We start from the raw sequence: 21465 nt of genomic DNA on the forward strand, positions 1-21465 counted from the left end.
CATAAAAATAAAATACCGATACATCCTCTTCTTCGCAGGAAATGCCTAAAAACATTCCCTGCAACAGAAAAGCCCTTACTTTCTTACGGGTTTTCTGAACTTCAGAACCACTTGATCCGTGCGTCCACGAACGGCCGGATCAAAAACAGCCAGTTCATGAGTGTCAGCAGAGTTTGCCAGAACCTTGCTCTCGCTCTCGAACTGGAACCCGGCCGCAACGACCTGCTGCTTGATGATGGCCGGATCAATGCGATGCAACTTGGCAAGATCGCCCGACGCTCCCGCATTGGCTACGTGGTCAATAACGATAAAGGTGCCTCCCACACGCAGACTGGCAAAAACAGCCTTATCGAAACTGAAGGCCGCATCCGCGCCCTCGCCATAGTAGACATCATGATAGTTCTGGGAGGTCCAGACCATATCAAGCTGTTCAGGAACATTCAGTGAGGACAGAGGCTGCTGAAGGACGGACACGTTCTGGAAAGCGGGATTTGCTGCGATAGCCTGCACGGCATCAGCCGCCTGCGGATGCCGCGCCAGCAGCGGGGGGGGAACGACAGCCCAGACATGCCCTTTTGTCCCCACCACATTACTGAACAGCCGGGTGAAATACCCGTGACCGGGCATGATGTCCGCCACCTTCATGCCGCGCGTCAGTCCGGCGAAAGCAATCAGTTCAGCGGGGCGGCGCGCTTTGTCGGCTGCCCGGTCTTCCTCGGGGCGATCCCGGTCACTGATGGCAGCGGCAATGACGAGCGATTGCGCGCGCGTGCTTCTATGCCCCTGCGTCTGCGCCAGAGATGGCGTAACCGACCCGGCACTTATGGCCATGCCAACAAATAATGTAGCGAGCAGTCTGCACTTGAACACCGTTCGTCTCCCTCTCGTGATGACAGAACACTAGCTTGTTCCGCACCAGAACGTCAGTCGATTTTCCGCAACACATGAATAGTCGGGAAAACTGACTGGAATATCTGGAAGACAACGCACAGATGATCCTCGGTTCCGGGCCATCTGGTTATTTTATTCATCAAAGAAAAAAGGGCAGTTCGGTTTCCCAAACTGCCCTGAACGCAATCAGTCGTTCTTCTTGGAACGCTCGTTCTTCTTGCGCTCGTGCGGATCAAGGTAGCGCTTGCGCAGACGCACGGCGGACGGCGTGACTTCCACCAGTTCGTCGTCCTCGATGTAGGCAATCGCCTGCTCGAGGCTCATCTTGCGCGGCGGAACCAGAAGCAGGGCCTCGTCCTTGCCGGCGGCACGGATGTTGGTCAGCTTCTTTTCACGGACGGCGTTCACTTCGAGATCATTCTCACGGGAATGCTCGCCGATGATCATGCCGACATAGACCTTCTCGCCGGCATTGACGAACAGCGTGCCGCGATCCTGCAGCGAGAACAGCGAATACTGCGTCGTGACGCCATCTTCCGAGGAGATCAGCGAGCCGTTGCGACGACCTTCGATCGTGCCTGCATAAGGCTGATAGCCTGCGAACAGACGGTTCATGATGCCCGTGCCACGCGTGTCGGTCAGGAACTCGCCGTGATAGCCGATCAGGCCACGTGACGGGATCAGGAAGGTCAGACGCACCTTGTCACCACCGGACGGACGCATGTCCTGCATCTGGCCCTTACGGAGCGACATCTTCTCGACCACGACTCCCGAGTAAGGCTCGTCCACGTCGATCAGAACCTCTTCGTAAGGCTCCTCACGCTCGCCGGTCTCTTCGTTGGTGCGGAACAGCACGCGGGGACGACCGATGGTCAGCTCGAAGCCTTCGCGACGCATCGTCTCGATGAGCACGCCAAGCTGAAGTTCACCACGACCGGCAACCTCGAACGCTTCGCTCTCGGGGCTTTCCGTCACGCGGATGGCGATGTTGCTTTCCGTTTCCTTGAACAGACGGTCACGGATCTGGCGCGACGTGACCTTCTTGCCCTCGCGACCACCCAGCGGGCCGTCGTTGATGCGGAACGTCATGGACAGGGTCGGCGGATCGACCGGAATAGCCTTCAGGGCTTCGGTCACTTCCGGAGCGGCGATTGTCTCAGGAATGGTGGCCTCGGACAGACCGGCGACGGCGACGATGTCACCGGCTTCGACCTCATCCACAGGCACGCGGTCGAGGCCACGGAAAGATAGCAGCTTGGTCAGACGGCCTGTCTCGACAACGCTTCCGTCTTCACGCAGCACGCGGACAGGCATGTTGACCTTCGCACGACCCTGCTCGACGCGACCTGTCAGCACACGGCCAAGGAAGTTGTCGGACTCGAGGATGGTCGCAACCATCGCGAACGGCTTGTCTTTGTCCAGATTCGGAGCCGGGACGTGACGCAGCACGAGATCGAACATCGGGGACAGATCCTTGCGGGGTCCGTCCAGTTCCGTGTCCGCCCAGCCCTGTCGGCCGGAAGCATAGAGCATCGGGAAGTCGAGCTGCTCGTCATTCGCGCCGAGCGAAGCGAACAGATCGAAGATCTCGTTGTGGACTTCATCCGGACGGGCGTCGCCACGGTCAACCTTGTTCACGACGACGATCGGCTTCAGGCCACGGGCCAGCGCCTTGCCGACCACGAACTTGGTCTGCGGCAGCGCGCCTTCGGCAGCGTCGACCAGCACGATCGCGCCGTCCACCATGCTCAGGATACGCTCGACCTCGCCACCGAAGTCGGCATGGCCCGGGGTGTCGATGATGTTGATGCGCGTGTCTTTCCAGACGACGGACGTGCACTTGGCGAGAATGGTGATGCCACGCTCGCGCTCAAGGTCGTTGCTGTCCATGGCGCGCTCAGCAACCTGCTGATGCTCATGGAACGAGCCGGACTGCTTGAGCAGTTCGTCAACAAGAGTGGTCTTGCCATGATCGACGTGTGCGATAATGGCGATGTTGCGAATATCCATCGTAAGGCGGGCCTGACTCTTTTCTGCATGAAAGTCCGCCACTGACAGCCGGGGGCATGCAGCGGACTCCTGTTGCGGCTGTCCATAGAGGGAGGCGACGCGGATTGCACGCGAAACTTTTTCTACGGACAGCCCCGATAACGCGGGATACCCCCTATTCGGGCAGCATCATCAGGCCCTGCGGCAGACCCGGCACTTCCACCCTGAGACAGAAGACCGCGCCGTTCAACGGCTCTTTCTCCAGCTCTTCATCGGAAAGTCCCTTGCGGGCCGTGGTCACGAAAAGCGTCCGCAGATCATCGCCGCCGAAGGCCGCCTTGGTGACGTTGGCCGCAGGAATGTGAACAGGCTCCAGCCGCGAGCCATCCGGGCGAAAACGCTCCAGACGATATCCGCCCCATACGCCGACCCACAGCGTGCCTGCGCTATCCATTGCCAAGCCGTCGGGCGCGCCGTCATCGATACGGGCGAACAGTCGGCGCTCTCCCAGCGTTCCATCCATCAGCACATTGAAGGCGTAGATGATCCCCTGAGCCGACTCGCAATGATAAAGCGTGCGGCCATCCTGCGACATGACAGGACCGTTGCTGATCGTGTAGCCGCCATGATGCTGACGCAGGGCAAGACTGTCTTCAAGACTGTAGAGCGATCCCAGAGGCAATTCTTCCTCATCATCCATCGTTCCGAACCAGAGGCGCCCTTTCTGGTCGATATGGCCATCGTTGATGCGAGTGCGCGCCTGTTCCTTTTCCACCGGCATGATGGGCCGCAGCTCTTCATCGGTCTGATCGAAAAGATAGAGGCCGTCCTCCATGCCGCAGAACAGATCACCATCGTGCGTGGGAATCAGGAATGTCGGACGCTTCGGCACGTGCCAGATACGGGCATCACCGTCTTCGGGGCGGTAACGGCAGAGCGCGTAACGCAGAATATCGACAAAATAAAAGGACCGCTCCGCTTCACTCCAGACCGGTCCCTCTCCGAGTTGCGCCTGCAATGGCCAGACGCTCACAACCTCGTCCACCCGTCCATTCGAACCGGGGAAAGGGCGACCGGCCTTAATGTGATCAACCATAAATTGTGCCTCCGCGCCCACAACGGGCATGCACACCAAGAGTTGCGACATGGCTGAGATATGGTTGCCGTAGACAACGCGCGAAATAGGAAATAGTTGTCATTCGCAATAACTCACCAGATAACAGGGTCCGCCCATGCGCCTGGACGAACTTGCGGCCGGGATGGATGCCATCATCGACCATGTGGAATACCGCCAGCCGAATGACATTGTGGCCCATCGGCTGGGTGAACTGGGCTTTGTTCCGGGTGAGCCCGTTCGTGTGGTTGCCATAGGCCCGATCGGTGGCGATCCTATGGCAGTCAAGGTCGGGTTCACACGCTTTGCCCTGCGTCGTAGCGAAGCTTCGCGCGTCCTGCTGCAACCCCGTGCGTGACCGATGGATGCTGTAGTCGAAACTCTTCCCCTTCGCGCGGCCCTCGTTGGCAACCCCAACTGCGGCAAGACCTCTCTGTTCAACCAGCTGACAGGGAGCAATCAGAAGGTTGCCAATTATGCAGGCGTCACGGTGGAACGCAAGGAAGGCCGACTGATCACCCCAGCGGGACGGCCTGTCCGCCTGCTTGATCTGCCCGGCGCCTACAGCCTCGACGCCACCAGCCCGGACGAGGCCGTGACACGTGATGTTTGCGCTGGCCGTTACAAGGGCGAAGCTGCGCCCGAACTGCTGATCTGCGTGCTGGATGCGACCAACCTGCGCCTCCATCTCCGGTTTGCGCTGGAAGTCTGCCACCTCAATCGGCCGACCATTATCGTGCTGAACATGCTGGATGCAGCGGAAAAAGCCGGACTGAAAATCGACATTCCGCGGCTGGCGGCCGAACTGGGCACACCAGTCGTCGGGGCAGTCGCGGTGCGGCGGAACGGCTGCGCCGATCTTCTTGCCCTGCTTGACGCTCCCCCACTCGTTCCACCGACTCCACGCGCATTGGAAGGGGAAGATGTCCACGCAACGGTCCGGCGTCTGCTGGATGAATGCGTCACCCGACCTGCCGTTGCTTCAGAAGCGATGGAAGACCGGCTGGACCGCTGGGTGCTGCATCCTGTGTGGGGACCAGTGCTGCTTACGGTTCTGATGTTCGTAATGTTCCAGACGGTGTTTTCCTGGGCGCAGCCGCTGATGGACGGGCTTGAAGACGGCATGACGGCGTTCGGAGAACTGGTCCGTTCGCTGTTGCCGGACGATCTCATCCGCAGCCTTCTGGTGGATGGCATCATCGCGGGCGCCGGCACGGTGATTGTCTTCCTGCCCCAGATTCTGATCCTGTTTTTCTGGATTCTGGTTCTGGAGGAATCCGGCTACCTCCCACGAGCCGCCTTCCTGCTCGATCGCATCATGGCCGTCGCCGGTCTGTCCGGACGTTCCTTCATTCCGCTGCTTTCCAGCTTCGCCTGCGCCGTGCCCGGCATCATGGCCACCCGCACCATCCAGAATCCCCGTGACCGACTGGTCACCATCCTGCTCGCGCCGCTCATGACCTGTTCAGCGCGTCTGCCTGTCTATGCCCTGCTGATTTCCGCTTTCATTCCCAAGCGCACGATCGGTGGTATCTTCAGCCAGCAGGGCTTGGTGCTGTTTGGCCTCTATATCGTCGCCATCCTCAGCGCTCTCGTCGTGGCATGGGTGCTCAAGCGCGGTGATCGCGGAGCGGAACATCCTCTGCTGATGGAGCTTCCAGCCTACCGCCTCCCTAGTGTGCGCAATCTGGCGCTCGGTCTGTGGCAGCGGGCGACGATCTTCCTGTCACGCGTCGGCACCATCATCGTCACGCTGAGTGTCCTGATGTGGGCGCTTTCCAGCTTCCCTACCCCGCCTGTCGGCGCCACGGCCCCGGCTATAGATTACAGCCTTGCCGGACGGATAGGCCACCTGATGCTACCGCTGTTCGCGCCCATCGGCTTTACGTGGCAGATCTGCGTCGCGCTTATTCCGGGACTTGCGGCACGTGAAGTGGCCGTGAGCGCCTTGGCGACCGTCTATGCGGTCGGAGGTTCGGAAACGGACGCCGCGGCCCAGCTCATCCCACTTCTGTCCAGTCAATGGAGTCTTGCGACGGGCCTGTCACTGCTGGCATGGTATGTCTATGCCCCACAGTGCTTCTCGACGCTCGCCGTCATCCGACGCGAGACAGGTGGCTGGAAAGTCGTCTTTCAGACTGCGGGGTATCTGTTCGGGCTGGCCTATCTCGCCTCGTTCCTCACATGGCGAATTGCGCTGGCTCTGGGATGGGGGCCGTCATGATTGAAGCTATCATCGTTGGACTGCTCGTACTCGCCTGTGCGCTCTACTGGCTCGGTCGCCTCGCGCCGTCCGTCACGCGCCAACTCTGGAGTGGGCTGGGCGCTGCCCTGACACTGCTCCACGCGCCTGCGCCGATGAAAGAAGCGGTGGCTGGCCGTGCCAAGGCGACAGGGCGGGGTGGATGCGGTGGCTGCAAAGGCTGCGACAAGAACGGCGGTTGCCACTGACGCCTCCCTTCTGGGTTCGGAATGCAGAAGCCCATCACCGGCGTGTAACTTGCAAACACGTCTGACGCACCATACAAGCCGGCCAAATGGCCGCTTCTGCAACATACCGTAACGATATCGACGGACTGCGGGCGTTCGCCGTTGTGGCCGTCGTGCTCTACCATGTGTTTCCTCGGTGGCTTCCCGGTGGGTTTGCCGGCGTGGACGTGTTCTTCGTCATTTCCGGTTTTCTGATCACAGGGCAGTTCACCCGCCGCAGGCTCAGCTTCGCCTCCTTTTATGCGCGTCGCCTCCGTCGCCTTGCTCCGTCGCTTCTCTGCGTGCTGCTGGCAACCGTTCTGGCTGGCAGCTTCATCCTTCTCCCCAAGGAACTGAGCGCCCTCGGACTCGACTGCTTCGCGGGCGCGACCTTTCTGTCCAACTTCTTTTCATGGCAGGCGCAGGGCTATTTCGATCGTTCAGCCAGTCTGAAGCCACTGCTGCATCTGTGGTCTCTGGGCGTGGAGGAACAGTTCTATCTCATCTGGCCCGTCCTCCTTGTCATGGCGCAACGCGTGTCGCTCGCGCTGCCCAAACTGGTGAGCGTCACATTTGGCGCGTCGTTCGCTTTTGGCCTGTTCTGCACTTTTCACTCACCTGAAACCGACTTTTACTGGCCGCTGACCCGCATCTGGGAATTCATGCTGGGTGCGATGCTTATCGCCAGTGCTGATGCACTCGGTCGGTTGCATGGTGGTGGACGGAATCTTTGCAGCCTGATCGGTTTGGCCTGTCTTTTCATCGCCGCGTTCGAACTCACTCCGGACTGGTTTTTCCCAACACCCACCGCATTCCTTCCAGCCGTGGGCACGAGCCTGCTGATCGCGGCCGGGCCGAAAACATGGATTGCGCGGCGCATCCTGTCTTTCACCCCGCTACGATTGCTGGGCCTGATCAGTTACCCCCTTTACCTCTGGCACTGGCCGCTGATCGCCTATGAACACATCGTCCATGGAGTCAGCCATGTTCATCGGAGTACGGGTTACGCGATCATTGCTCTATCCATCGTGCTCGCCGCGCTGACCTATCGGTTCATCGAAACGCCGCTACGGTGGAAAACACCAGCTCGACCCACGATCGTTACCCAGTTAGCCGGCCTCTTGCTGACCGCCATTCTTGGGTTGGTACTCTGGTCGCATCCAGACGTCATCGCACGCCAGAACGCCAATGATGCGGGGATAAATCTCGCCAAGATAAATCTTGCTGAACAGGACGGCATTTTCCCGATCACACAGCACATGCATGTCGAACACGAGCAGGACATAACCATTGCCATGATCGGTCCCGCTATTGGTGATCCCATTCTTTTCACAGGGGACAGTCTGCTCTTTCAATGGGCACCGCACGTGGATGCCCTGTTCGCTCAGGGACTGCTGAAACATACAGTGATTTTCATATCAGGACCGAACTGCGCCCCTCTGCCCGTCGAGCAGTATGCGAAAAACTTCACATATTGCGACGCCATGCCTGCCGTGCAGGATCATGTTCTGGACAGCCATTCCGTCCAGACGATTATCATGGGAGCTTACTGGCAGCGCGTTTTTGGCCTTGATCCGGCCCTGTGGCCAGACAAAAAAGCTACAGCGGAAAAAAGACTGAAAGCGTTATCCGCCAACAGCACGCGCAGGCTCGTATTCATCCTGCCTACACCAATCAGTTCCCATTTTGATCCAGCGCAGATGGTTCAGAGACATTTCATGAAACTGACGATTGACAATGCATTTTTACACGCAGGGATTCCCGTTCAGTCCGTACGGGCGGACAACGCCAGTCTCACCGCTTTTCTCACCGAGATTGCCCTTGATGTGCAGGCCGTTCCACTCGATCTGACCGACAGTATCTGTGGTTCAGCCAAAACCTGCTTTCCCCTCATGGAAGATGGAACACCGAAATTCGCTGACGACAAGCATCTCCGTCCCGACTTTACGCGCGGTCCTCTGCCGGAACTGGACAGGCTTCTGACACAATAAACTTGCCGTTCCTGCATGAACTAAGGCTCATGCAGGAACGGATAAAATCAGCCATGCGTTGGCATGACGAACTCGGCACCAGACCGGATTCCTTCCGGCCAGCGTGTGGTGACGGCTTTCAGGCGCGTGAAGAACCGCACGCCTTCCGGTCCATGCATGTGGTGATCGCCGAACAGTGAATCCTTCCAGCCACCAAAGGAATGAAAGGCCATCGGCACCGGGATCGGCACGTTCACCCCCACCATTCCTGCCTTAACACCGTGCGTGAAAGCGCGGGCCGTATCACCATCACGCGTGAAAATCGCTGTGCCATTACCGTAAGGATTATCGTTGATCAGTTTGAGGGCGCTCGCAAAATCCGGCACCCGGACCACGCACAAGACAGGCCCGAAAATCTCTTCCTGATAGATCGCCATATCGGTTGTCACATTGTCGAACAGCGTGCCGCCAATGAAGAATCCTTTTTCATGGCCGGACAATACAAACCCGCGACCATCAGCCACCAAGGTCGCACCCTGTTCAACCCCCTGATCAACCAGACCACTGACCCGTGCGAGATGCTGCGCCGTCACCAGCGGTCCCATATCATTGCTGTTATCTGTTCCTGCACCAATCTTCAGATTTCGTGCACGTTCAGACAGAGCGTCGACAAGAGAATCCGCAACATCGCCGACAGCAACCGCCACCGAGATGGCCATACACCGTTCACCGGCCGAACCATAGGCAGCCCCCACCAGTGCATCGACAGTTTTTTCCAAATCGCAATCTGGCATGACGATGGCATGGTTTTTCGCGCCTCCCAACGCCTGCACCCGCTTTCCGTGCGCTGTCCCGATTGCATAAACATGTTTGGCAATGGGCGTGGAGCCGACAAAACTCACGGCCTGAATGCCGGGATGTTCAAGAATGGCGTTCACCATATCCTTATCACCCTGAACGACCTGAAAAACTCCGTCAGGCAGACCCGCTTCCTTGAAAATGTCAGCCAGCAGCACGGACGCGGACGGGTCACGTTCCGAAGGCTTGAGAATGAAACAGTTTCCTGTCGCAATCGCCATCGGTGCCATCCACAACGGCACCATCACTGGAAAATTGAAAGGCGTAATACCTGCCGCAATGCCCAATGGTTGACGCATCGTATAGGCATCAATCCCGCGACTGACCTGCTCGGTGAACTCACCCTTGAGGATTTCCGGGGCTGCCGTTGCAAATTCCACAACTTCCAGCCCACGTGTCACTTCTCCAAGCGCATCGGAATGAATCTTTCCATGCTCGGCGGTGATCGCGGAAGCCAGTTCATCGCGTCGCGCTTCGAGCAGATCACGCACCTTGAACAGGACGCGCGCGCGCGTCAGGGGCGGTGTTTCGGACCATTTCACGAATGCCTGTTTTGCCGCCGTCACAGCCGCTTCAAGATCGGACCTGTCACCCAGCACAACCTGCGAAGCAACTTCACCAGTGGCCGGATTGAACACGTCTGAACGACGCGCTCCCTGTCCTTCGGTATGAACACCGCCGATGACATGTGGGATAATATTCATTTCCTGAAGTCTTTCCATTTTTTCTTGTTATTTTTAGAGAACAGACTGCGCAGGCCGGTCAGTAGCGCCTGACAGGGAAATCGCTTCCCGCTGCTCTCCCCTTCCGCGTGGCAGTGTTTCCGGAACGAAACACAGGGTCACGATGAAACCGATGGCGCAGACCAGGATCGGATAAAGCAGACCCGCGAAGACATTTCCCGTCTGCGACACGAGGCTGAGACTGATCAGCGGCAGGAACCCTCCGAAAATCCCGTTACCGATATGATAAGGAATGGAAATGGAGGTGTAGCGGACATTGGCCGGGAAGCTCTCGACAATAAACGCACCATAGGGGCCGTAAATCATGGCCGCGATGAACACGAGCGTGAACACCACCAGCGCCACGGGAATGAAATCGATCCCGGTTGGATGAACCGCAGAACGCAGGATCATGAACAGCGGCAGGTAGGCCAGAACGGCCACCCCCATTCCGGTCAGGGAAAGTTTTTTCCGTCCGATCCTGTCTGAAAGCGTTCCAAACACCACAAAGAAGGGCAGCCCGAGAAAAGCGCCTGTCGCCACAGCGAGCGTCGCCGGAAGGAAGGCGACCTTCAGCACACTTTCGAGAAAATACAGCGCATAGAATTGCGCCGTATAGAACGTCACGGCCTGAGCGCAGGCGACACCGAACAGGAACAGGATGATACGCCGCGCATTCCCGGGGATCGAAAAGGCGTCACGAACAGGAGACGAAGAAAGCTGTTTGCTCTCACGCATTTCCACGAAAACCGGTGATTCATGCAGCCGCAGACGGATGCGGAACGAGACTGCGACCAGAATGATCGAAACCAGAAATGGCAGACGCCATCCCCAGTTTTCGAACGCAGCTTCACCCAGACCGAGACGCAGCCCCAGCACCATCGCCAGAGACAGGATAAATCCGCCGGATGCCATGGCCTGAATGTAGCTAGCCCATTTGCCCCGTTCATGGGGCGGCGCATGTTCGGCCACATACGTCGCCGCACCGCCATATTCGCCCCCGAGCGCAAGTCCCTGAATGATGCGCAGCGTAATCAGCAGGACAGGTGCGATATATCCGGCTGTGGCATAGGAAGGCAGAAACCCGATCGCGGCTGTCGAACAGCCCATGATGAGAAGGGTCGTCAGAAAAGTGATCTTCCGTCCGAAACGGTCACCGAAATGACCGAAGACGAGGCTGCCAAGAGGCCGGACAGCAAATCCGGTAGCGAATGTCGCCACACTGATGAGTGTGGCCGCGACGCCATCCTGCGGAGGATAGAACATCTTCGCGAAAAAGATCGCCAGACTTCCATAGAGGAAGAAATCATACCATTCGATGACGGTTCCGACACTGGATGCGAAAACCAGGCCATGCATCGAGCGACTTTGAGGAGAGGTGGTCATGTCATGCCCTCCGGCACAGGGTCGAGCCTGAAGTCAGGCCCAGACGCGCCTGTAGAGTTCGACGATTTCTGGTGCTGTTGGCACGCGCGGATTGTTGGCGGGCGATCCGGAAGCCAGCGCCTGATCCGCCATGAGGGGCAGCAGATTGTCCCAACGGCGGGAATCCAGCCCGAATGCCTGCGGGCTGGGAACGCCAATCTCGGCATTCCGTTCCCGCAGCGCCTCGACGAGCGCCTCACCCGCCATCGTATCGGACACGGCATCCGTCACGATGCCCATCGCGCGTGCCGCCGCCGCATAGCGATGCGGGCTGCCCGAGATTGACCAGCCCGTGATTTCCGGCAGCAGCATGGCGTTTGAGAGGCCATGCGGCACATGGAAATGCGCGCCGATCGGACGGCTCATGCCATGCACCAGCGCGACGGAAGCATTCGAGAACGCCATGCCCGCTTCGAAAGCCCCCTGCATGACCGCCTCACGCGCCTTGCGGTTGGCGGGATCGTTGCAGGCCGTTGGCAGCCACGTCCAGATCCGGTGCATGGCGGTCAGCGCAAGCCCGTCCGTGAACGGGCAGGCCTTGCGGGACACATAGGCTTCCAGCGCGTGTGTGAGCGCATCCGTGCCGGTGTCCGCCGTCAGACGCTTTGGCATGGAAAGCGTCAGTTCGTAATCGACGATGGCGATGCGCGGCTGATAGGCGCTGCCCATGCACAGCATCTTCTCGTCCGTCTCTTCGTCCGTGATGACGGTCACGCGCGTCGCTTCGGAGCCGGTGCCGGCGGTCGTGGGAATGGCGATGATCGGCAGCCCCGGTTCGTTCTGAAGATGTGGCACTTTCAGCGCGGCGGGCGTGGTGTCGTGGGCCGCCAGAATGGCGACCATCTTGGCGGTGTCGATGGGACTGCCGCCACCGAACCCGATGACGCAATCATGCCGACCTTCACGCAGATGCTCCAGCGCCGCGTTGACGCAGGCGACCGTCGGGTCCGGCACGGTTTCCGTAAATGCCCGCAGCGCTATGCCAGCGTCATGCAGGAGCTCACGGACCCGATCCAATGCGCCTGACTTGGCCATGAACGGGTCGGTAATGAGAAACGGCGATTTCAGTCCTGCCTGCCTGATCGCGTCAGGCAGGTCGTTCAGCGCGCCGCCGCCGATACGGACAAAATTCGGGAGAACAAGCGTTGTCATTGAGCATCCCCTTTGCGGTTCCGGCTCAAGGAGGGATGGCCCGGACACTTGAGTCCGGGCCTCCCTCTCTTCGTTGTTGATGTATCGGCGTTAGCGCACTGGCCTTTGTGCGAAAATAAGAAGTTTTTCCTGATGCCATGTGCAAATATGCACAGACATGAACGCAGACAGCAGAGGCTGCTTCCCATGAAAAACTCTGTGGACTGGCGGGATCTACAGTATTTTCTCGCAGTCGCCCGCGGCGGATCGCTGTCCGTGGCGGCGCGTGCGATGGGGGTGGATCACGCCACGGTAGGGCGCCGCATCCGTTCGCTGGAGGCCTCCACGGACGCGACGCTGTTCGAACGACACCTCCGTGGCTACGCCCTCACACGGCAAGGTGAACAGTTGCTGGCCACTGTGGAGGCCATGGAACACGAGGCGCGGCGAGTCACCGGCAGAACTGAAGGAGGCTTTTCCGGCACGGTGCGAATCAGCGCACTGGAAGGATTCGGCAATTTCTTCCTCGCGTCGCGCATGGGAATGCTGCTGGCTGCCAACCCCGAACTGACCGTTGAGATGGTCACCATCCAGCAGATCGTCTCTCTGTCTCGTCGACAGGCGGATCTTGCCGTCACACTGACGCCTCCCACCGGCGAGCGCTATCTCGCGGAAGAACTCACCGATTACCGGCTCTTCGTCTATGGCAGTCCGGCCTATCTCGCAGCGCATTCCCCCATACACACGCCGGACGATCTCACTGGACACGCCTTCGCGGGCTATGTGGAGGAACTGCTATTCTCCCCCGCACTGGATTATCTCGGTGAACTGGGCATTCCGCGCCGGGCGGTGCGCATCCAGAATTCCAGCATTCAGGCCCAGAAAGCCGCCGTCGCCTCGGGCCTGTGCCTTGGCGTTCTGCCCGCCTTCGTCGCTGAGTCAGAGCCGGGACTGGTGCGCATACTGCCGCGAGAGATGAGTCTCTCCCGCACCTACTGGCTGGTCACACGGAGGGATCAGGCGCGCACTTCACGCATTCTACATCTCTGCAATCTGCTGAAACGGAGCGTGGAAAAAGCAGAGGCGCGCTCGGCCTTTATGCCGCCCGTCTAGGCCGTGCCACTGAAAGAGGCTAGCTTCAACGGATCAATGTTGATGGCCGCCAGCGCCTTGCGCCACTTGTTGGTATGGTCCGCGCCAAAGACGATGTCCCTAGAAGCCGGGGCCACCAGCCATGCGGAATGGCGGGCGATTTCCTCTTCCAGTTGTCCGGCGGCCCACCCGGCATGACCGAGCGCCAGCAAGGCGTCACGGGGCCCATCGCCAGCGGCAATATCCTTGAGCACATCCAGACTGGCGCTGAGCGAAATGGCGTTGTCCACGCTCATCGTGCCGTCGCTGTCCCAGTCAGCGGAATGGAGGACCAGCCCCCGTCCTGCTTCCACCGGGCCACCTGCACACAGGCCGATCCGTCGACGCGGCGGTGTGGGAGCGATGTCGAGCTGAAGCAGCAGGTCTTCAAACGCGGGCTGAGGCAGGCGGCGATTGATGACCAGTCCCATCGCCCCATCCTCCATGGAATGAGCGCACAGATAGATCACGCTGCGGTCGAACTCGGACTCCGCGAGAGATGGCATTGCAACCAGAAGCTGCCCCGCGAGCGATCCTTCGGTTCCGGAGGGGGCAAGCAGGTCTGTCGAAAGAGATGATGGCATACATCAGATATGGTGCCCCCTGCCCGATTTGACAACACGGGGAGTGCGGACGGCTAATGGCGCCCCACAGTTCGGGAGGAAACAGCATGACGGACACAGTTCTCATAACCGGCGCAACCGCGGGATTCGGCAAGGCCATCGCCGAGCGTCTGGTCCACGAGGGATATCGTGTGATCGGCACGGGGCGACGGCAGGAACGCCTTGAAGACATGCAGAAATCTCTCGGTGAAGCCTTCATGCCCTACCCGCTCGACATGATGGACAGGGACTCGCTGCGGGCGTTGCCGGAAGAACTTCCCGAAGGCTGGCGGGAAGTCGATGTGCTGGTGAACAACGCCGGGCTGGCGCTTGGAATCGGCCCGTCTCAGGATGCCAGCGCCGATGACTGGGAACGCATGATCGCCACGAACATCTCGGGCGTGGTGGAAATCACGCGGGCGCTGCTGCCCGGCATGGTGGCGCGTGACCACGGCCATGTGCTGACGATCGGCAGCACGGCCGGCACCTATCCCTACAAGGGTGGCAACGTCTATGGCGGGACGAAGGCGTTCGTTTCCCAGTTCATGCGCAACCTGCGGACGGATCTGCTGGGAACGCATGTGCGCGCGACGAATATCGAACCTGGTCTGTGCGGCGGTAGCGAATTCAGCAACGTCCGTCTGGGCGATGACACCAAGGCCGCCGATGTATACCGCGACACGAAGCCGCTTCTGCCGGAAGATATCGCTGAAACCGTCGCGTGGGTGCTGGCGATGCCCGGGCGCGTCAACATCAACCGGATTGAGATGATGCCGGTCTGTCAGGCATCCGGCGGTCTGGCCGTCGTGCGCGGGATGGACTGAAGGAAGGAACGGATTGTGGACATGACAAAAAAGGTCGCCACGACAGTCGACGACCTCGCGGTTCTGGCGACCCGCTTTCGGGTGGACGGCTCAAAACCCTTTCAGCTCAAGGACTGGAATCCCGCCGATGACGCCGGGCTCGGGCTGAAGAAACAGGAAGGCAAGCCTCTCCTGAAACTGGCCAAGAAGCGCCTCGCCCATCTGCAGGAACTGCTCTACGCCAATGGCACGACATCCATGCTGATCGTGCTTCAGGGCATGGACGCAGCAGGGAAGGACGGCACGATCAAGCATGTCATGTCCGGCGTGAACCCTGCCGGGGTGGGCGTGGTGTCCTTCAAGCAGCCGGGCCCGATGGAACTCAATCACGGTTTCCTCTGGCGCATCCATATCTCGGCGCCTGCCGCCGGACGCATCGTCATCTTCAACCGCAGCCAGTACGAAGACGTGCTCGTAACCCGCGTCCATCCGCAACTGCTCGATCACGAACATCTGCCCGGCGAAGTCGGAACACCGGCTTTCTGGAAGGGACGGTTCGAGGACATCACGCAGTTTGAGCGTTACCTATCGCGTCAAGGGACGGTGGTACTGAAATTCTTCCTGCATATCTCGAAAGAAGAGCAGAAAGAACGTCTCCTCGCGCGCCTGGATGACCGCGACAAGCGCTGGAAATTCTCCACGTCGGACGTGCAGGAACGCCAGTACTGGGACAGCTACCAGCTCGCTTATGAAGAAGCGATCGGACACACCTCACGCGATTACGCGCCGTGGTTCATCGTTCCCGCCAACCATAAATGGTTCGCCCGACTGGTCGTGATTGAAACCATCATTCAGGCGCTTGGCAGCCTGCACCAGAAGCCACCCAAAATGGATGAAAACTTCATGAAAAGCCTTGATCAGTACAAAGATGAACTCATCAAGGAGTAACGACGGCACTTCCTTTCCGGAGACACTCATGTCCGCCACGCCGACCATGCGCGCCATCCAGCTTGTGGCGCCTCACAAGCCGTTCCAGCTCAGGGCCGTTGCAATCCCTGAGCCGAAGGCGGGAGAGGTCCGGGTAAAGATCCGTGCCTGCGGTGTATGCCGCACGGACCTGCATATCCGCGATGGCCTGCTTGACCTAGGTCGCCGCGATTTCACCGTCGGACATGAAATCGCCGGCACGATCGACGCGCTGGGCGATGGATGCCCGTCAGCATGGATGAACCTCAGAGTCGTCGTTTATTACTATATTGGATGTGGGCACTGCCGTTACTGCCGCGTTGGGGATGAACAACTCTGTCCGCATCCGAAAGCGCAGCCCGGTTTCTCAAGTGATGGCGGGTATGCCGACTACATCACGGTTCCTTTGCGTAACTGCGTGCCCCTGCCCGATCACGTGGATATGGCGGAAGCCGCTACGATGGGCTGTGCCGGTTCAACAGCGGTGCATGCCGGACGCATGGCCGAAATCCGTCCCGGTGACTGGGTGGTCATCAACGGTGCGGGCGGTGTCGGGCTGGTGTTGGCCCAGTATGCCCGCAACGTTGGCGCACGGGTAATCGCCATCGGACGTGGCGGAGAACGGGAAAAACTCGCTCATTCCCTTGGGGTGGAACACACTATCGACGCCACCCGCACATCCGATCTGGCGGAAGCTGTGCATGCCCTGACAGGCGAAGGCGCGGATGTGGTGTTCGAACTACTGGGAACACGGGAAGCCCTGAATGCCGGCATGGCCATGCTCCGTCGACGCGGACGCATGATCCTGCTTGGCTATACGACAGATGACTTTCAGGCCCATCCGATCGACTTCATCGTGCGGGAAGTTAGTGTGCGTGGATCAGTCGGCGCGACACTGGACGATCTATACGAAGCCATCGATCTCCTCGGACGTGGCGTGATGCGCTCACCGGTGGCTGCCCGCTTGCCGCTCGATGCTTTCGATGAGGCGCTGTCCCAAACAAGACATGGCGGTCTTCCGGGGCGAATGGTCCTCATCCCGGAATGAACCGGAGTCGGGAATATCGCCCGATTTAACCCAATCCTAAGCCTTCCCTGCGACTCTCCGAGTGACGAAAAATCGTTCTTCGCAAGGGTAAAACCGATCCATGGAATTTCAGGACCATCATCCGGACAGCGACGTCCGGCAGCCAAAAACCGATGAACTGCTCGCGCTCCGCACCTCCGTGTCGCACTTTGCCTCCACCGATCCGGTGATCATCGCATGGGCACGGCAATGCGCCAGCAATCTCGCGGAAGAAGATCAGACAACGGAAGACATGATCCGTCTTTCAGCCACTGTGCTGAAATTCGTGCTGGAACTGGACCTTCAGGCCCGTGCCGCCGTGCGTCGTACGCTGCCAAGTCGCTGGTGCTCCACACTCTGAAACCCGCTTAACGGCGGCGGAACAGAAGCTCCAGATCATTTCGCGTCATCCGGACCCAAGTGGGCCGACCATGCGAGCATGTGCCTGCACGGGGCGTTTCTTCCATCCTGCGCAACAGGGCGTTCATTTCAGGAATGGTCAGTGAGCGCCCGGCACGGATACTGCCGTGGCACGCCATCCGGGCAATGACGGCATCCAGACGGCCATCGAGCGTAGGCGTCTCATCCATGGCCGCCAGTTCGTCGGCATCCAGTTCTTCCGCGAGATCCTTCAGCAGATCTATGGCCGAGGCATTCCCCAGAAGCGCGGGCAAAGAACGTACAAGAATAGCCCCCGGCCCGAACGCCTCGATATCGATCCCCAGCTTCGACAGCGCCTCCGCCCGCGACACCAGCAGTTCCGCCTGCCCCCGCGGGAGGTCCACCACATCCGGCACCAGCAACCGCTGCGCCTGAATAGTGCCAGTCAGGAACTGCTCGCGCAGCGCCTCATGCGTCAGCCGCTCATGGGCCGCGTGCTGATCAACCAGCACCATGTTTTCATCCGCCGTCACCGCAATAATATAAGTTCCCAGCACCTGCGCGACGGCGGCACCCAATGGATGATCGGTGATGGGTGTTTCCACCTCCCCATTTCCAAAAGACCCATGTGGTTCTGGCTGGGTCTGTGGAAACTGCACAAGTTCGGCAGCGGGTGTGGCAGGCGTGGCGAACGTCCGCGCCTGCGGCTGTGCAGCCAGCGAAAGCAGCGGCTCTGAAAAGCCCGATGATCGCGGGGGTTCGGGTGGATAGACGATTCTTGCAGGACGCGGTGGCGCAAAGGAAGGCCTCACGCCCGCAGTCCCGGCCCCAAGACCCAGCGCACGCATGATCGTCCCGATTACCAGCGACCGCACTCCGGCTTCATCCGAAAACCGCAGTTCCGTCTTGGCGGGATGGACGTTCACATCGACCTGCTCATACGGCAGAGACAGGTTGATGACCGCGACCGGGTGGCGTCCGACCTCGATCACCCGACGATAGGCAACGCGGATCGAAGTGCGCAGCAGCGGGTCCACAACCGCGCGCCCGTTGACGAGCATGAACTGGCCAGCCGTCGTAGGACGATGCACGGAAGGGCTACATGCGAAACCCGTCAGTTTCATGTCGCCGCGCTCACCGTCCAGTCTCAGCAGGCCATCGGCATCATCGAGTCCCAACAGAGCGGCGACACGGGCTTCCAGCGGCTCCGAAGGCCGGTCGAACACCAGCTTGCCATCCGTCTCCATGTAGAACGCAACATCCGGCGAGGTCAGAGCCAGACGGCGCACCGTCGCTTCCGCATGAGAACTTTCAACACGGGCGCTCTTGAGGAACTTGCGGCGCGCTGGCGTGGCGAAGAACATGTCCTCCACCACGATGCTCGTGCCCTTCTCGCCCGCGCAGGGTTCCGGCGCGGAAATCTCGCCGCCTGCCACATGAATACGCCACGCGCATTCACTGTCGGCCCTGCGTGACGTGATCGTAAGACGGGCGGCCGCACCGATGGATGGCAACGCCTCCCCCCGGAAACCAAGGGTGGCGATCCGCACCAGCGTCTCATCCGTGAGCTTCGATGTGCAATGCCGCTGCACGGCAAGCGCCAGTTCATCCGGCGTCATGCCAAACCCGTCGTCCGTCACAACAATCCGGTCAGCACCGCCATTGACGATGATCACACGAATCCTGCGGGCACCGGCGTCCAGCGCGTTTTCGACCAATTCCTTGAGCGCCGCCGCTGGACGTTCGATTACCTCACCAGCGGCAATACGGTTGATGACGGCATCCGACAGACGGCGCAATACCGGGGGAGAATGAGAAGGATCAGACATGCTTCTCCTAGTGTAGAGCATTCCCGCGACAGGTGGAATCAGGTCACACGATGTTTGCTGACGGCATTTTCCAGCATGTTGCGCTTTACCTCGCCCGCGTGTTGCGGCACCACATTTCCATGACCCGGATTTATATCGACGCTGACGCCTGCCCTGTAAAAGAGGAAGTCTATCGTGTGGCAGCCAGATACGGACTTACCGTTTCGGTCGTGTCAAACCGTATGATTGCGATTCCGGATGCACCGGGAATCGAACGCGTCGTGGTGGAAGCGGGTCCGGACTGCGCGGATGACTGGATCGCGGAACAGGCAGGACCACAGGATGTTGTCATCACAGCGGACATTCCATTGGCCGCTCGCTGTGTCGCCAACGGCGCGGAGGTTCTGGACGCAAAGGGCAAACTGCTCGACGAGAATTCGATTGGAATGGCCCTCGCCATGCGCAATCTGATGACAGATCTCAGATCAGCCGGTGTGCAGACATCGGGAAGCGCAGGCTTCACCAAAGCGGATCGGTCGCGATTTCTCTCTGCGCTCGACACTCTCATCGTGCGCCTCCGCAAGCCCCGACCGCCCAGCTTGCGTTCAGTCTAGGACTTAATTCAATGGGACAGGCGCAGGGCGCTGTCCTGAATGATGGTTCCCAGCGCTGAGGCAAAGGCAGTCTGGATTGCCGGGCCATCATCCGCCCTCAGATAATATCCGGGGCCGGAAGCGCACGTCTCCATCGCTCCCTCCATGCTCCCTGATCCAGTTGTTGGCAGATTGCTGAAAAGCGCGTCGTAAAGCTGGTTCCCTGGAAAGGGGTAATAAGGAACCCAGATCGAGAAGAGTTTGACGTTCTGGTTTTTCAACTGCGTGCAGTAAGAAACATAGCTGACATCCACTACACTTTTATAAGTGGCTCTTGATGAATACACATCCTCTGCGCCATCGGAAATAAAGATGACATATGTCTTTCGGCTACTGGCTGAGGAACCATCCCCTACATTGTCCAGTTGCTGAATCACCTGCTGGAGAGCAAGGCTCGTCTTCGTATAACCACCGTTATACTGGCTGTAGTCAAACGGGGCACGTTGCGGATTATTGTTTGCATTCGCATAGGGTGTGGAATTTTCAATATCGAGCGAAGCTGCCGTATTTTCAGCTGTTGTCATATCAGTCGTGGGGCTCAGAACCTGAGTAATATTGGTCCCGAATGTATCAATACCAACATAAAGATGATTCCTGTTATCCTGCGAATATTCGGACAATTCTGTCAGAAACGAATTGAGCGACTGATTGACATAATCAATTTTCAAACTGATACCATTTGCTTTCGCAACCGTACGCATATCACACGGCGGCTGCCATTTTCCCCACCCGGAATAACTGCCTGTTGACGACAGGATACAGCCATTGCTGATCGTGTAATAACCCTTGGGATCATGACAGGCGAAAGCACAACGTCCCGGTCCATTTTCCAGCTCGGTAATGGCGGCAGGTGTCCCTCCCACCCCCATCGAATTTGAAATATCAACCAGAAAAATAACCTGTATGTAGGCGTTCCCCTCTGTCATTGACGCGGTCGAAGAGACGGAAACATTCCCGGAACTGGTGGGCAGGAAACCGGACATCAAAAAATTCTGTTTTTGCGAAAGTGTGACCTGCACACTCCCTGAATAAGCTGTCGTCGGAATATAGGTTGCCGTGACATTCGGCAGAGGGTTGATCCCGCTTACAGCAGCATTGGCCTGCACAGTTGCATTGGCTGTACTTTGCGCAATTGCCGAAGCGTCGGAACCGGAATTTTCCACCAGACTGTCATTGACGGCTTTTGCCGCCTGCAAGGACGCGGCATCCGCAATCTGCTGTAGCTTGCTGCGGTTGACGATGGTGGTGCCGATATTAACGGTGACAGCCAATCCAGCCATAAGCGCACAGGCCGCAACCGCCACCAGCAGAGTCACCCCTCCATCTCTGGAATGATACAACCGCTTCAGGTGCGTCCGTTGCACAGCCAGAAGATTACATAAAAAACGCACGCAATAACCCAAAAATATTTGTATTTACTCAGACTTTTCGTGACAACAGAATATCCCAAAGTTTAAAAAAATATGGTTAACAAACAGGACAATTA

19 protein-coding genes and 1 pseudogene are annotated in these 21465 nt (G+C 58.9%); 10 read left to right on the top strand and 10 right to left on the bottom strand.

Going from position 1 to position 21465, the window contains the following annotated elements:
• Positions 1-75 precede the first annotated feature (75 nt).
• The 3 genes from ABF824_RS10740 to ABF824_RS10750 form a co-directional block, all read right to left on the bottom strand.
• Positions 76-870: a class I SAM-dependent methyltransferase gene (locus tag ABF824_RS10740; RefSeq protein ID WP_415488838.1), complete on the bottom strand. Its 795-nt coding sequence runs from the start codon at positions 868-870 to the stop codon at positions 76-78.
• Positions 871-1077: 207 nt separating this feature from the next.
• Positions 1078-2901 (bottom strand): translational GTPase TypA, encoded by a 1824-nt coding sequence (gene typA / locus ABF824_RS10745; RefSeq protein WP_415488840.1) that lies wholly within the window; start codon positions 2899-2901, stop codon positions 1078-1080.
• A 154-nt stretch (positions 2902-3055) separates the two neighbouring features.
• Entirely contained in the window at positions 3056-3976 is a 921-nt protein-coding gene (locus ABF824_RS10750) for an SMP-30/gluconolactonase/LRE family protein (RefSeq protein WP_415488842.1), read from the bottom strand.
• A gap of 136 nt (positions 3977-4112) precedes the next feature.
• Here ABF824_RS10750 and ABF824_RS10755 point away from each other — a divergent pair, with 136 nt between their 5' ends.
• The 4 genes from ABF824_RS10755 (at position 4113) to ABF824_RS10770 (ending at position 8454) form a co-directional block, all read left to right on the top strand.
• On the top strand, positions 4113-4352 hold the full coding sequence (locus ABF824_RS10755) for a FeoA family protein (protein ID WP_415488844.1): 240 nt from the start codon (positions 4113-4115) through the stop codon (positions 4350-4352).
• Positions 4353-4355: 3 nt separating this feature from the next.
• A complete protein-coding gene (gene feoB / locus ABF824_RS10760; RefSeq protein WP_415488846.1) occupies positions 4356-6218 on the top strand; it encodes a ferrous iron transport protein B in 1863 nt (620 codons plus the stop codon).
• Entirely contained in the window at positions 6215-6445 is a 231-nt protein-coding gene (locus tag ABF824_RS10765; protein ID WP_415488848.1) for a DUF6587 family protein, read from the top strand. The genes feoB and ABF824_RS10765 overlap by 4 nt, the downstream gene beginning before the upstream one ends.
• A gap of 86 nt (positions 6446-6531) precedes the next feature.
• Positions 6532-8454 (top strand): acyltransferase family protein, encoded by a 1923-nt coding sequence (locus tag ABF824_RS10770; protein WP_415488850.1) that lies wholly within the window; start codon positions 6532-6534, stop codon positions 8452-8454.
• A 47-nt stretch (positions 8455-8501) separates the two neighbouring features.
• On the opposite strand, the gene ABF824_RS10775 is transcribed toward ABF824_RS10770, so the two are convergent.
• Genes ABF824_RS10775 through ABF824_RS10785 form a run of 3 tightly spaced genes read right to left on the bottom strand, consistent with a single transcriptional unit; the run spans position 8502 to position 12590 of the window.
• Entirely contained in the window at positions 8502-9995 is a 1494-nt protein-coding gene (locus ABF824_RS10775; RefSeq protein ID WP_415488852.1) for a CoA-acylating methylmalonate-semialdehyde dehydrogenase, read from the bottom strand.
• Between the two features lie 33 nt (positions 9996-10028).
• Complete coding sequence (locus ABF824_RS10780) at positions 10029-11399, bottom strand: MFS transporter (RefSeq protein WP_415488854.1); 1371 nt, start codon at positions 11397-11399, stop codon at positions 10029-10031.
• Between the two features lie 33 nt (positions 11400-11432).
• Positions 11433-12590, bottom strand: a complete 1158-nt coding sequence (locus ABF824_RS10785) for an iron-containing alcohol dehydrogenase (RefSeq protein ID WP_415488856.1) — start codon at positions 12588-12590, stop codon at positions 11433-11435.
• Between the two features lie 186 nt (positions 12591-12776).
• Between ABF824_RS10785 and ABF824_RS10790 the strand changes: the two genes are divergently transcribed.
• Entirely contained in the window at positions 12777-13682 is a 906-nt protein-coding gene (locus ABF824_RS10790; protein ID WP_415488858.1) for a LysR family transcriptional regulator, read from the top strand.
• On the opposite strand, the gene ABF824_RS10795 is transcribed toward ABF824_RS10790, so the two are convergent.
• Positions 13679-14284 carry a YqgE/AlgH family protein gene (locus tag ABF824_RS10795; RefSeq protein ID WP_415488860.1) on the bottom strand — a complete coding sequence of 202 codons (606 nt, stop codon included), beginning with the start codon at positions 14282-14284 and terminating at the stop codon, positions 13679-13681. The two genes, ABF824_RS10790 and ABF824_RS10795, sit on opposite strands and share 4 nt — an antisense overlap.
• 86 nt (positions 14285-14370) lie before the next feature.
• Here ABF824_RS10795 and ABF824_RS10800 point away from each other — a divergent pair, with 86 nt between their 5' ends.
• The 4 genes from ABF824_RS10800 to ABF824_RS10815 all read left to right on the top strand — a co-directional run bounded on the left by ABF824_RS10800 (position 14371) and on the right by ABF824_RS10815 (position 17498).
• Positions 14371-15126 carry an SDR family NAD(P)-dependent oxidoreductase gene (locus ABF824_RS10800; protein ID WP_415488862.1) on the top strand — a complete coding sequence of 252 codons (756 nt, stop codon included), beginning with the start codon at positions 14371-14373 and terminating at the stop codon, positions 15124-15126.
• A 21-nt stretch (positions 15127-15147) separates the two neighbouring features.
• A complete protein-coding gene (locus tag ABF824_RS10805; RefSeq protein ID WP_415488864.1) occupies positions 15148-16053 on the top strand; it encodes a polyphosphate kinase 2 family protein in 906 nt (301 codons plus the stop codon).
• 28 nt (positions 16054-16081) lie between these two features.
• Positions 16082-17119, top strand: a complete 1038-nt coding sequence (locus ABF824_RS10810; RefSeq protein ID WP_415488866.1) for an alcohol dehydrogenase catalytic domain-containing protein — start codon at positions 16082-16084, stop codon at positions 17117-17119.
• 100 nt (positions 17120-17219) lie between these two features.
• Complete coding sequence (locus tag ABF824_RS10815; protein ID WP_415488868.1) at positions 17220-17498, top strand: hypothetical protein; 279 nt, start codon at positions 17220-17222, stop codon at positions 17496-17498.
• Between the two features lie 7 nt (positions 17499-17505).
• Here ABF824_RS10815 and mutL read toward each other — a convergent pair whose 3' ends face one another.
• Positions 17506-19347 (bottom strand): DNA mismatch repair endonuclease MutL, encoded by a 1842-nt coding sequence (gene mutL, locus ABF824_RS10820; RefSeq protein WP_415488870.1) that lies wholly within the window; start codon positions 19345-19347, stop codon positions 17506-17508.
• A 119-nt stretch (positions 19348-19466) separates the two neighbouring features.
• Between mutL and ABF824_RS10825 the strand changes: the two genes are divergently transcribed.
• Complete coding sequence (locus ABF824_RS10825; RefSeq protein WP_415488872.1) at positions 19467-19940, top strand: YaiI/YqxD family protein; 474 nt, start codon at positions 19467-19469, stop codon at positions 19938-19940.
• A gap of 8 nt (positions 19941-19948) precedes the next feature.
• Here the strand turns inward: ABF824_RS10825 and ABF824_RS10830 are convergent, their stop codons facing one another.
• Both ABF824_RS10830 and ABF824_RS10835 read right to left on the bottom strand, forming a co-directional pair.
• The gene (locus ABF824_RS10830) at positions 19949-21142 is read right to left on the bottom strand and encodes a vWA domain-containing protein (protein WP_415488874.1); all 1194 of its coding nucleotides are present in this window, start codon (positions 21140-21142) and stop codon (positions 19949-19951) included.
• Between the two features lie 30 nt (positions 21143-21172).
• Positions 21173-21370, bottom strand: a pseudogene (locus tag ABF824_RS10835) (pilus assembly protein TadG-related protein); the annotation flags it as partial.
• Positions 21371-21465 lie beyond the last annotated feature (95 nt).

This window comes from Acetobacter sp. (assembly GCF_047721705.1).
Taxonomy (GTDB): Bacteria; Pseudomonadota; Alphaproteobacteria; order Acetobacterales; family Acetobacteraceae; genus Acetobacter.

What these genes read in the sequence shown, in the direction of transcription:
- ABF824_RS10765 (WP_415488848.1), top strand. Translation starts at nt 6,215, where the DNA reads ATGATTGAAGCTATCATCGTTGGACTGCTCGTACTCGCCTGTGCGCTC.
- ABF824_RS10800 (WP_415488862.1), top strand. Translation starts at nt 14,371, where the DNA reads ATGACGGACACAGTTCTCATAACCGGCGCAACCGCGGGATTCGGCAAG.
- ABF824_RS10770 (WP_415488850.1), top strand. Translation starts at nt 6,532, where the DNA reads ATGGCCGCTTCTGCAACATACCGTAACGATATCGACGGACTGCGGGCG.
- ABF824_RS10775 (WP_415488852.1), bottom strand. Translation starts at nt 9,995, where the DNA reads ATGAATATTATCCCACATGTCATCGGCGGTGTTCATACCGAAGGACAG.
- mutL (WP_415488870.1), bottom strand. Translation starts at nt 19,347, where the DNA reads ATGTCTGATCCTTCTCATTCTCCCCCGGTATTGCGCCGTCTGTCGGAT.
- ABF824_RS10825 (WP_415488872.1), top strand. Translation starts at nt 19,467, where the DNA reads ATGACCCGGATTTATATCGACGCTGACGCCTGCCCTGTAAAAGAGGAA.
- ABF824_RS10785 (WP_415488856.1), bottom strand. Translation starts at nt 12,590, where the DNA reads ATGACAACGCTTGTTCTCCCGAATTTTGTCCGTATCGGCGGCGGCGCG.
- ABF824_RS10755 (WP_415488844.1), top strand. Translation starts at nt 4,113, where the DNA reads ATGCGCCTGGACGAACTTGCGGCCGGGATGGATGCCATCATCGACCAT.
- ABF824_RS10810 (WP_415488866.1), top strand. Translation starts at nt 16,082, where the DNA reads ATGTCCGCCACGCCGACCATGCGCGCCATCCAGCTTGTGGCGCCTCAC.
- typA (WP_415488840.1), bottom strand. Translation starts at nt 2,901, where the DNA reads ATGGATATTCGCAACATCGCCATTATCGCACACGTCGATCATGGCAAG.
- ABF824_RS10790 (WP_415488858.1), top strand. Translation starts at nt 12,777, where the DNA reads ATGAAAAACTCTGTGGACTGGCGGGATCTACAGTATTTTCTCGCAGTC.
- ABF824_RS10780 (WP_415488854.1), bottom strand. Translation starts at nt 11,399, where the DNA reads ATGACCACCTCTCCTCAAAGTCGCTCGATGCATGGCCTGGTTTTCGCA.
- ABF824_RS10805 (WP_415488864.1), top strand. Translation starts at nt 15,148, where the DNA reads ATGACAAAAAAGGTCGCCACGACAGTCGACGACCTCGCGGTTCTGGCG.
- feoB (WP_415488846.1), top strand. Translation starts at nt 4,356, where the DNA reads ATGGATGCTGTAGTCGAAACTCTTCCCCTTCGCGCGGCCCTCGTTGGC.
- ABF824_RS10750 (WP_415488842.1), bottom strand. Translation starts at nt 3,976, where the DNA reads ATGGTTGATCACATTAAGGCCGGTCGCCCTTTCCCCGGTTCGAATGGA.
- ABF824_RS10795 (WP_415488860.1), bottom strand. Translation starts at nt 14,284, where the DNA reads ATGCCATCATCTCTTTCGACAGACCTGCTTGCCCCCTCCGGAACCGAA.
- ABF824_RS10815 (WP_415488868.1), top strand. Translation starts at nt 17,220, where the DNA reads ATGGAATTTCAGGACCATCATCCGGACAGCGACGTCCGGCAGCCAAAA.